Source organism: Streptococcus oralis, assembly GCF_001588645.1.
GTDB classification, from domain to species: domain Bacteria; phylum Bacillota; class Bacilli; order Lactobacillales; family Streptococcaceae; genus Streptococcus; species Streptococcus oralis_AB.
On record NZ_LAYF01000060.1, the window covers coordinates 1 to 346 of the forward strand.

Here is a 346-nt window from a genome sequence, read left to right on the forward strand (position 1 = left end):
CAAAGTTGACAAATTCTTCCAAAACGCAGTCTGCTGAATCAGCTAGTGCATAGGCTTCTTCCAAGTCTGCTTCTGAGCGAATGACCTTTTGACCATGTCCGTCGTAGCCACCTGTCGCAGTCTTGAGAACATAGTTTTTGGACAGGTCAATATTTGCCAATTCTTGGCTAGAAGTCACGACTTTGTAGGGTGCAACGGTAACTTGAGCCTTGTTTGCGAGAAAGTCCTTTTCAAAAATCCGATTTTGAGAAATGCGGAGCAGGTCCGTCCCTTGAGAGAGCTGACCATCCTTGATAACGGCATCCAAACCGTCCGCATCAACATTTTCAAACTCATAGGTCAGGAC

1 protein-coding gene is annotated in these 346 nt (G+C 46.0%); it reads right to left on the reverse strand.

The genetic code is table 11. The features are described 5' to 3' along the window. Window positions 1-346, reverse strand: a 346-nt coding sequence (locus A0739_RS09835; RefSeq protein WP_155718985.1) for an ATP-grasp domain-containing protein, incomplete at both ends; no start/stop codon positions are given.